Consider the following 2,913-nt stretch of genomic DNA (forward strand, 5'->3'; position numbering starts at 1 on the left):
AGCTGCTGCGATTCCAATAGCCGTTGCTAAATGAGTTTTTCCTACACCACTTGTTCCTAAAAAGACAATATTTTCTTTTTGCTCAATAAACCGTAAGGTGGTGAAATCCAAAATCTGCTGCTTATTAATCGATGGCTGGAAATCAAAATCAAAGTCTTTTACTTCCTTGAAATGTGGAAATGCGCCAACTTTCACCATTGATTTCACCATGTTTACTTCTTTCATATCGATTTCGTAATCCGTAAGTTTGATTAACGTATCCGTAAATGACAATTGATTATTCGTCATAAAATCAATCGTTTCATCAAGATGGATCATCCTCTGCTTTAACTTTAAGTATTCTAGATTCTGTATCAGTTTGTTATAACTGCTATTCATTTTTATACACCTCATTAATTGCCTCTAAATTTCTTTTAGCCAGTTCTTCTATATTGGAGGAAGAAGGCAAGCCTCTCGCCAAATTCTCAACGTAATGTTCTGGTTTGTAATTTATTTTCAAATGGCTAATAGAATGTTGAGCAACTAATTCCGTGTTATAATAGATAAAAATATGGTTATCATATACTTGTAAACTTAACGTTTTCCCAATGTATCCTGGTGGGACTGAATACTGGTTGGATTTGAAAGTGATCATATTTGATGTGTTCACTTTCACGAGTATATGGTCAATTTTATAGAAATCTCTTATTCTTTCATGTGGTAGTGGAGATAAGAGGTTTCTTTCTTTTTTTAGTGCCAGTATTGGTATTTTCCCAGTTCCTTGGTGGTAGCTATTGTTGATTCGATTACATAATTTTTGTACAAAATGATGAAGCTCCTCATAATCAAACTTTCCTTGATAGGCATGGATTTCATCAAGTATTTTCATCGGTGCCTCTACCTTAGCTTTTGTCCTCGGCCTTCCGGCTATGCAAGGCCACACTTCAAATCCCATATCTTTGGAGAATTGAAAGAATCGTTCATTTACTCTCCTTTTTGATACTCTGTTCGAGGCTCGTCCATGATCGTTTTCATATTGTCAGTCAAGATCGTCTTAGGAACTCCTCCAAATGCTTCGAAACTTTCCGTAAGGAAAGACAGTAATACACTTTGAGACTTTGATATTGATAAGTTGAATGTTCGAAACCTGGAATAGGCAAGTAAGAGCACGCACACATTCACATAAAGGATTTCTCCATCTTTTGTGATATATCGAATATTTTCTTTCCAATCTAATTGCGCTTGTTCAGCTGGCGGAGTCTCAAAACGTATCACTTCATTATTTGAACGCTTACGCTTCTCCGATTCGAAATAACTTTGAAACTCCGCTTTACTTGATATGTAATTTCTAAAAGTTGATTGCCCACATTCCAACCCATGATTATCTTTCAAATATTGCCATAATACTCGTTTGTAATAAAATTTTTGATTGGATTCTTCTGAAAGAAGTAACGTGATGATTTCGTAATAGTTATCTATTTTGGAAGTTCGATTCCGAATATTTTTCGGCTTATACCCCTGTAGATATTTATCAACAGTCCTCCGATCAACTCCCATATCTCGAGCCAATTTACTTTTATTGATTTTCATTTTTAAATTCTCCATCAACAATTTAAGTTTTGGTAAATCTACAAGACTGTTAATTTCGATATCTGTATTTACTTTGATTTGCATATGCACAATATTCACCCCAAGAATATTATGCAGCGCAATGAGCAAACTGTACATTCTTAAACAGTCATTTATGTACACTCTTAAATTAGCATTTATAACTATTTTGCAGATTCTTTCGTAAAGCATTTCAAAGTGTATTTGATTAATTTAAAAGAAGCTGGTAACTCTGACAAAGTTTCTTGTGATGCCGATCTCAGTATAAGTGAAAGTGTCAAAGACTTGGAGGCGATTAGGGAAGCACTAAATTATAAACAATGGAGTTTTGCAGGACATTCAACTGGAGGAATGTTAGGTTTGGTTTATGCTTTAATGTACCCGCATTCTCTTGAAAGGTTATTAATTGGAGGTGCAGCATCTTCAAGGCGGTATATGGAACACGAAGGAAGTATGTATTGTCCAAAAAGTCCTTTAAATAAACGATTAAAGGAGATTTTCTCAATACTAAAATCTCCAACTTCAACTAAAGAAGAGAGAAGAGAAGCTAGTAAGGAATGGACATGTATGTCATTACATAGTCCTGAAAGATGGGATGAATACTTCTCAAAACCAAGTAGTGGGAAAGTTGTGCAAAAGAGATTAGATTACTATTCGTTAGAAGACCTGCCCAATTTTGATATCCAAAGCGAGCTGCCAAATGTAACAATCCCCACGATTGTTTTCTGTGGAAAATATGATGCACAATGCCCTTTGGTTTTTTCTGAAGAAATCAACGAAGGAATAAGAAACTCAAGATTATATATATTTGAAGAAAGTAATCACTCCCCATTTTTAGAGCAGAAAAATAAATTTGATGGAATGGTTTCTGATTTCAAAAGATTGACAGTAAATAGTTAAACTGAAACTCGAGTCAATTGCTTTAGGAGATATAGCATCCACCATCATTTTTTTCCTAAAGTTTGTGAACAAATGTACTTAAACTATAGGGGGCTTTAGTTGAATTAGCAAATCCTTAAATAACAAAAACTCGCAATTTTCTAATGCGAGTTTTCTTTGTTATAACCTGATGGTAAGCAACAATGTTTACGAAAACAGCCTAAAAAATAAAGAGTGGGTTATGCAGCTATGTATTTATCTTAAGTCGGAATCAATGATGACTATAGCATATTTAATGGAATAAACAATTTTTAAGGAACTTTTTACACTAATTCATGCCAAAATTCCTATTCAACTAATTGCCCGAGTCCTTTAAGATAAAATGGAATAAAATGTAATTTACAATGCAGAGCTGATTCTGTTGAAGGTATTAGAAGCAGATTCCTT

The 2,913-nt window shown here is 34.1% G+C and carries 2 protein-coding genes and 1 pseudogene; 1 reads left to right on the forward strand and 2 read right to left on the reverse strand.

Annotated features, from left to right (window positions below; all coding sequences use genetic code 11):
* Positions 1–378 (reverse strand): ATP-binding protein (locus BFI01S_RS21410; protein WP_169799799.1); only part of this gene is annotated, 378 nt, incomplete at its 3' end.
* Positions 371–1,659: pseudogene (istA, locus tag BFI01S_RS21415) on the reverse strand (IS21 family transposase). The pseudogene istA and the gene BFI01S_RS21410, both read right to left, overlap by 8 nt.
* A gap of 84 nt (positions 1,660–1,743) precedes the next feature.
* On the opposite strand from istA, the gene BFI01S_RS21420 reads away from it, so the two are divergent.
* Positions 1,744–2,487: an alpha/beta fold hydrolase gene (locus BFI01S_RS21420; RefSeq protein ID WP_268875353.1), complete on the forward strand. Its 744-nt coding sequence runs from the start codon at positions 1,744–1,746 to the stop codon at positions 2,485–2,487.
* Positions 2,488–2,913: the final 426 nt, after the last annotated feature.

Source organism: Cytobacillus firmus NBRC 15306 (genome assembly GCF_001591465.1).
GTDB lineage: Bacteria > Bacillota > Bacilli > Bacillales > Cytobacillaceae > Cytobacillus > Cytobacillus firmus.